This window comes from Thiohalocapsa sp., from assembly GCF_019695415.1.
Lineage (GTDB): Bacteria > Pseudomonadota > Gammaproteobacteria > Chromatiales > Chromatiaceae > Thiohalocapsa.
Map to the genome: position 1 here is coordinate 1 of NZ_JAIFKJ010000129.1, position 5,704 is coordinate 5,704.

At 65.4% G+C, this 5,704-nt stretch carries 7 protein-coding genes and 1 pseudogene; 5 read left to right on the forward strand and 3 right to left on the reverse strand.

Going from position 1 to position 5,704, the window contains the following annotated elements; genetic code table 11:
• Positions 1-213: 213 nt before the first annotated feature.
• On the forward strand, positions 214-1,479 hold the full coding sequence (locus I6U14_RS03165) for a putative PEP-binding protein (RefSeq protein WP_296896831.1): 1,266 nt from the start codon (positions 214-216) through the stop codon (positions 1,477-1,479).
• Between the two features lie 16 nt (positions 1,480-1,495).
• Here the strand turns inward: I6U14_RS03165 and I6U14_RS03170 are convergent, their stop codons facing one another.
• From I6U14_RS03170 to I6U14_RS03180, 3 genes are all read right to left on the reverse strand, one after another.
• Positions 1,496-2,074 (reverse strand): histidine phosphatase family protein, encoded by a 579-nt coding sequence (locus I6U14_RS03170; RefSeq protein ID WP_296896833.1) that lies wholly within the window; start codon positions 2,072-2,074, stop codon positions 1,496-1,498.
• A 34-nt stretch (positions 2,075-2,108) separates the two neighbouring features.
• Positions 2,109-2,306 (reverse strand): hypothetical protein, encoded by a 198-nt coding sequence (locus tag I6U14_RS03175; protein WP_296896835.1) that lies wholly within the window; start codon positions 2,304-2,306, stop codon positions 2,109-2,111.
• A gap of 121 nt (positions 2,307-2,427) precedes the next feature.
• Positions 2,428-2,937 carry a sigma-70 family RNA polymerase sigma factor gene (locus tag I6U14_RS03180; protein WP_296896836.1) on the reverse strand — a complete coding sequence of 170 codons (510 nt, stop codon included), beginning with the start codon at positions 2,935-2,937 and terminating at the stop codon, positions 2,428-2,430.
• Between the two features lie 166 nt (positions 2,938-3,103).
• Here I6U14_RS03180 and I6U14_RS18240 point away from each other — a divergent pair, with 166 nt between their 5' ends.
• The 4 genes and pseudogenes from I6U14_RS18240 (at position 3,104) to I6U14_RS03195 (ending at position 5,666) form a co-directional block, all read left to right on the forward strand.
• Positions 3,104-3,403: a DUF1835 domain-containing protein gene (locus I6U14_RS18240; protein WP_367115619.1), complete on the forward strand. Its 300-nt coding sequence runs from the start codon at positions 3,104-3,106 to the stop codon at positions 3,401-3,403.
• Between the two features lie 10 nt (positions 3,404-3,413).
• A pseudogene (locus I6U14_RS03185) lies at positions 3,414-3,677 on the forward strand (DUF3658 domain-containing protein); the annotation flags it as partial.
• A gap of 470 nt (positions 3,678-4,147) precedes the next feature.
• Complete coding sequence (locus tag I6U14_RS03190) at positions 4,148-5,086, forward strand: DUF5996 family protein (protein WP_296896837.1); 939 nt, start codon at positions 4,148-4,150, stop codon at positions 5,084-5,086.
• 169 nt (positions 5,087-5,255) lie between these two features.
• Complete coding sequence (locus tag I6U14_RS03195) at positions 5,256-5,666, forward strand: DUF3179 domain-containing (seleno)protein (RefSeq protein WP_296896839.1); 411 nt, start codon at positions 5,256-5,258, stop codon at positions 5,664-5,666.
• Positions 5,667-5,704 lie beyond the last annotated feature (38 nt).

Here is a 5,704-nt window from a genome sequence, read left to right on the forward strand (position 1 = left end):
CCAAGATCGACTGCGTCTTAGGCGATTTCCGTCACCTTGCACACCAGCTGACTTGGCCTGACGCACGTCTGCTGTGTCGGCCCGACGCCCACATAGCATGGTATGCGCGCGCCGGAGCTCCTTGAAGGCGAACGTCATTCCTGCGTCATCTGACCCGAAAGTTTCCCGCAATCTCCTTAGAAGAAACGCCGGGTAGTGGCTAGACTCAATGACATGACCAAGATCTTGCCGGAGCTGGCTCGCGGCTTGGGGTTTGTGCCCGGGATTGCCCGCGGTCCCATCCGGCGCGAAGCGCATGCTGATGCCATTCTGCTCGCCGATCACGAGGCACTGGGGTCACTCGCGACCTCGCCGGCCGGCTGTATCCTGACGAAGGCAGCGGCTTTCTCCCACGCGAGCATCGCGCTGCTCAGTCGGGGCGTTCCCACCGTCATACTCGATGCAGATCAGAGCAATGGCCTGGTTGAGGGCACGGCGGTGGTTCTGGACGGTGCGGCGGGACGGGTGCTGCCGGCCTCGATCCAGGCCGATGCCTTGACGCCAAAACCGCCGCCGGTGCCCGCGTCCCTGCACACAGGCGATGGGGAGTCCGTTGCACTGCGGGTGAGCGTTCGTGCAGCCGACGCGGCCCGAGTCGCACGGGAGCAGGGTGCGGCCGCCGTGGGATTGGTGCGTAGCGAATTCCTGTTGCCAGCGCATGGTCGCATCCCGGACAAACACTTCTATGTGCAGGCATTCGAAGGCATCCTCGCGGCGGCCGCGCCCCTTCCGGTCACCATCCGGCTGCTGGACCTGGCGCCGGACAAGCATCCCGCGTGGGCGGCGGGCCTTCCCGACACCGGGGCTCTCGGACGGCATGGTTCTCGGCTCTACGATGATCCGTTGGTGCGTTCTGTGCTCGACGCTCAGCTCGCTGCCCTCGCAGAGCTGTGCCCACGCTATCCGGTGCGGCTGCTGATTCCAAACGTCGGCACCCTGGCGACGCTGACGCACTGGCAGCGGGTTGTCAAAGATGCAACCCAGCCCTGCAATGTGGTCGTCGGGCCGATGCTGGAGACAGTCGGGGCCGCGCTTTTGGTGGATCACTTCCTCGCGGAGTCCGCACTGGTCGGAATCGGCCTGAACGATCTCATGCAGTCCCTGTACGGAGCCGACCGGGATATGCCACAGCTGCGCGATGAGCTGGACCCCTACGCCCCGAGCGTGTACCGCCTCTTGGGCCAGGTTGCTCGGCTCGCCGGCGCCGATGTGGATCGGGTCCAGCTCTGCGGCATTCTGCCGCAGCTGCCGGGGGTGCTTCCGGTGCTGCTCGGTCTGGGCTACCGGACGTTTTCGGTGGACGTGGCTCATGCTCCATACCTGGCCCAAACCGTAGCCACCCGTACCTGCACCCAAGACCGCGCGCTTGCGGACGCCGTAACCGCCGCAGCCTCGGCGCGAGAGGTCAGAAGCCTGCTTGGGCTTGCTGGGGCTTCCTGATCGAGCCAGACAGAGGTCACTGACTGAGCCAGAGCTCGATACCCCGGACCGTACGGCGAAGACGAATGCGGCCCGCATAGGGCGTGTGCATCCGGTAGAAGGTCGCAAGGGGCATCTCCAGGGTCAGGGCGATCGCGGCCCGGATCACGCCCAGATGGCAGACGAGCAGTACATGACCCTCCGGATGCGCGTCGAAGATCGCCAGGATGCCCTCTCGCACCCGTGCATAAAACGCGTCCAGGGGCTCGGCGTCCGGCGGGCGGTGATTGACGGCGTCGCGGAAGAAGGCCAGATAGGCGGCCGGGTCGGCATCACGAATCTCGTCATGGCGGCGCCCCTCCCAGGCCCCGAAGCCAACCTCTCGCAGGCGTGGGTCGACGACCAGCGACAGGTCCAAACGCTTCGCAAGCACCTCCGCGAAGTCCCGGCAACGGCGTAGGGGTGAGCTGACCACGTGGGTCCAATCCGAGGTCTGCGCGACGGCGGTCCACATCTGCTCCCAGCCGCGCTCGCTGAGGGGATCATCGACGCCGTCCCCGCGGTAACGCACACCGCCGCGGGGCTCGCCGTGTCTGAGGAGGTCGATCGTGCTCATGGACTCCCTGGCCCCCTACCCTATGCGCAGCGTGTCAGCGGTCCGTCCGTGCCCACGGCTCCAGCTCTGCATCCACCTCGATCTCCATCTCGGCGGCCAAGGCGTCACCCAACAGCAGGTCGCAAAGCCTCAGCCGGCGCTTCAACTCGACCAGCGCCTCGGCTGGCGTGCCGTCGTAGTCGAAAACGAACAGGGTGCTGCCGTCGGTGTCGGTGACTTGGTAGGAGGCCATGGTCCGACTTCGCTGCGCGGAGGCGATACAGCAAAGACTAGACCGCTTGCGGGCAACCTGCCATGTGCGCACCGGCCCAGGCCGGGGTAAAGGTGCCTCGGAGCTGTCATCACCGCCCTTATCACCGCTCCCCGAGCAACTCACGCAGCTTCCTGCGCGCGCGGAATAGCCGAGTGCCAACGCCGGCGGAGGACAACCCCAGCCGGTCGGCAATCTCCTGCTGCGACAGGCCGTACAGCACCTGCAGCACGAGCGGCTCACAATATTCGACCGGCAGGGCTTCGATGGCCCGGCGAAGCGCGAAGGCTTCCGTGGAGGTGTCATAGGTTTGGTGCCCTGCACTGACCTCTTCGGCGGGTATGCAGGTCTCGCGGGGCTGGGCGCGCTCGAAGCGACGGGCGTTTTCCCGCCGGACAATGGTCTTCAGCCAGCCCAGCGCTGCGGCGGGGTTGCGCAGCCCTTTGCGGGAGCGCCAGGCGCGCAGCAGGCTCTCTTGGACCAAGTCCTCGGCGATGTGGACATCGCCCGAAAGGCGCCTGGCATAGTTGTAAAGGGCCGGCCAGTGGACGCGAGCCAGCTGCTCGAAGTCGATGGCCTGATCCGCTGCGATATCAACTGCGCTCGACGACATGGGGTGCCCTCATCAGGATGGTACTCACCCCTGCCCAGTCGTTTCGCAACAGTAAATGGTTACAGCGGCTCCTCCTCTTCTGCGGCCCTATGCGCCGCAGCCCCAGAGCTTTCGCCGGCGGTGTCCTTACCAGCCGCCAGCGGCCCATCAGCGGCAAGCCGGACCTATGCTACTGAGTCAGGGAAGCGCCGATTTGTGGGCGCTTCCCGTGCGGGCAGGACGGCCCGCCATTTTCAGTGCAAGCCTCCGGGGACATGCAAGCCTCCGGGGACAGGGCGTTGTCGATCAGGAACTTCACGTTCCTGTCAGCAAAGGAAGCTCGCGCTCACGAACCGCTGCAGCCTGGCGGAAGGTAGTTGAGTGGGTAGAACGGGAGCAGCCCGAGGCCGTTGTGCTCTGGAGTGGAGACAATGCCTCCGAGGCGACGTTTCTTGCGATGGCCTGTTGGCAACTGAGGCAGTCGTAGCGAAAGCCGTCTCTTGCGCCGTTTGGAGGACGGGCGGATCATCGGCGTCGCGGTGGATCATGACGACGGGTTTCTACTGATGTCCTGCGGGTCAGCCTGGATACCGGCAGCACGCGTTGTGGGTGCTGCGATGGCGTGCTGCGATCCTCACAATCTGATGAGCGACCTGTTCTTCGCAAGCCGCCTGCAGAGCCTCATCGACGCCGGTTCTATTCAGGCCAATGCAGCGCGAACCCGCCTTGGCGAGTACGCTGTGCAGCTGGCAGAAAACTGATCAGCTGCGACCTTGCGCCCGGCATTCGCTCGGGCAGTATGGCGGGTTTTGATCTTGGAGGACGGTTCTTGCCGCTACCCGGCTGCCGCTCAACCCAACACGTTATTGGAAGCCAACCATGCGTATCAACCGCACCAAGACGCCCACGACCTGCCCGTACTGCCACGAGATCATCGGCGTGGGCGAGCTGGGTGTCACGACGTCCTGGACAGCCTCTTGTGTGCGTCGTCTCCACGCGGCCTGTGCGCGTAAATTGCGGCGCGAGAGACGAGCGATGTCTGACCGGCAGCGGGGCGCGTCGGCGTAGCCGGGGCAGCCAGCTGGGCGACAGTGTACGCGGCCGACAGTACGGTCTGTCTGGTGTGCGCGCGCTGAAAATGGCTCAAGAGCACGACCAGGACCATGCCCGCAGCCAGCGGGAGGTGCCGCAGCTGATCACAGCCGCGGCGTGAACGCTGCACGAGGAGACCATGAGCATCCAGACCCAATCCCAAGTGGCTTGGCCCGAGCTGCCTTACGCAGCGTGGTCGCACACCTGTCAGACCCTGCATCTGTGGACCCAGGTGGTCGGCAAAATCCGGCTGGCCAAGTCGCCCTGGATCAACCATTCCTGGCACGTCACCCTCTACGTCACGACGCGCGGGCTGACGACCTCACCCATACCAGACGGTCAGCGGCAGTTTCAGATCGACTTTGACTTCATCGAGCACCGGCTCCTGGTGTCCGTCAGCGATGGGCAGACACGGATCCTGCCGTTGGACCCTATGTCCGTCGCGGATTTCTACGCGCAACTGATGGGGCTTCTTGCCGAACTGGGTATCTCGGTGCAGATCCATGAGCTGCCGAACGAGATGCCCGACCCCATTCCCTTCAGCCAAGACGGGGTCCACGCCGCGTACGATGCCGAGTATGCCAACCGCTACTGGCGGGTGCTGCTGCAGACCGACCGCGTCTTCCATGCGTTTCGCGCGCGCTTCACCGGCAAGTGCAGCCCAGTGCACTTCTTCTGGGGCAGCAACGATCTGGCGGTGACGCGATTCTCCGGCAGACCGGCACCGCCGCACCCCGGCGGCGTGCCGCATCTGCCGGATTCGGTCACACGCGAGGCCTACAGTCAGGAGGTCAGCAGTGCGGGTTTCTGGCCCGGCGGCGGGCCCATCGACCACGCCGCCTTCTATTCCTATGCCTATCCGGTTCCCGCGGGGTTCGGCAACGCTGAGGTTCAGCCCGCGGGGGCCTCTTTCCACGACACGCTGGGTGAGTTCCTGCTGCCCTACGATGCCGTGCGTGCCGCCGCTGATCCTGACGCAACGCTCCTCGCTTTCCTCCAGAGTACCTACGAGGCCGCAGCGGATTTGGCCGGCTGGGATCGCGCAAGCCTCGAGCGTGAGCCCATTCCTCCCATCTGACGCGTTGTAGGGAGCAGCGTGTCGCGTTTCGACCATGACCCTCGTGTGGCTATGGCCCCTTTGGTTGGATCGGCTGCGCCGGCCAGATGCCGGCGCCAGTCACGACGCAGGCGCAGGGCGAGGCGACGGCCGCAGCGACGGCGCACGACCACGTGCGGGATGAGGTCCTCTGGGGCGGCGTCAACCAGGACGGCATCCCGCCGCTCGACCACCCGAGCATCGATCCAACAAGCTCATGTACGACCGGGCGACAAGCTCGCTGTGGTCGACGCTCACCGGCGGGCCCGTGGTCGGGCCATTGGCCGGACAGGGCATCGAGCTTGAGACCTTGCCTGTGGTGACCAGCACCTGGGGCGAATGGCGCCGGCGCCACCCCGACACCCGCGTCCTGTCGCTCGATACGGGATACGAGCGCGACTACCGCGAGGGGGCCGCATACCGTGACTACTTCGCCACCGACCGGCTCATGTTTGCGGTGCCGGAGCTCGATCGGCGCCTGCCGAACAAGGCCGAGGTGCTGGCGCTGCGCATCGGGGGTGAGGCACTGGCCATCGCGGCCGATTACCTAGGGAGATGCTGATTTATTGGGCATCCTGCCCAAAAATCAGACGGAGCCGG

Bases quoted from the DNA above. Each gene is read 5' to 3' on its own strand.
- I6U14_RS03165 (WP_296896831.1), top strand. From the start codon at position 214: ATGACCAAGATCTTGCCGGAGCTGGCTCGCGGCTTGGGGTTTGTGCCC.
- I6U14_RS03170 (WP_296896833.1), bottom strand. From the start codon at position 2,074: ATGAGCACGATCGACCTCCTCAGACACGGCGAGCCCCGCGGCGGTGTG.
- I6U14_RS03175 (WP_296896835.1), bottom strand. From the start codon at position 2,306: ATGGCCTCCTACCAAGTCACCGACACCGACGGCAGCACCCTGTTCGTT.
- I6U14_RS03180 (WP_296896836.1), bottom strand. From the start codon at position 2,937: ATGTCGTCGAGCGCAGTTGATATCGCAGCGGATCAGGCCATCGACTTC.
- I6U14_RS18240 (WP_367115619.1), top strand. From the start codon at position 3,104: ATGCTACTGAGTCAGGGAAGCGCCGATTTGTGGGCGCTTCCCGTGCGG.
- I6U14_RS03190 (WP_296896837.1), top strand. From the start codon at position 4,148: ATGAGCATCCAGACCCAATCCCAAGTGGCTTGGCCCGAGCTGCCTTAC.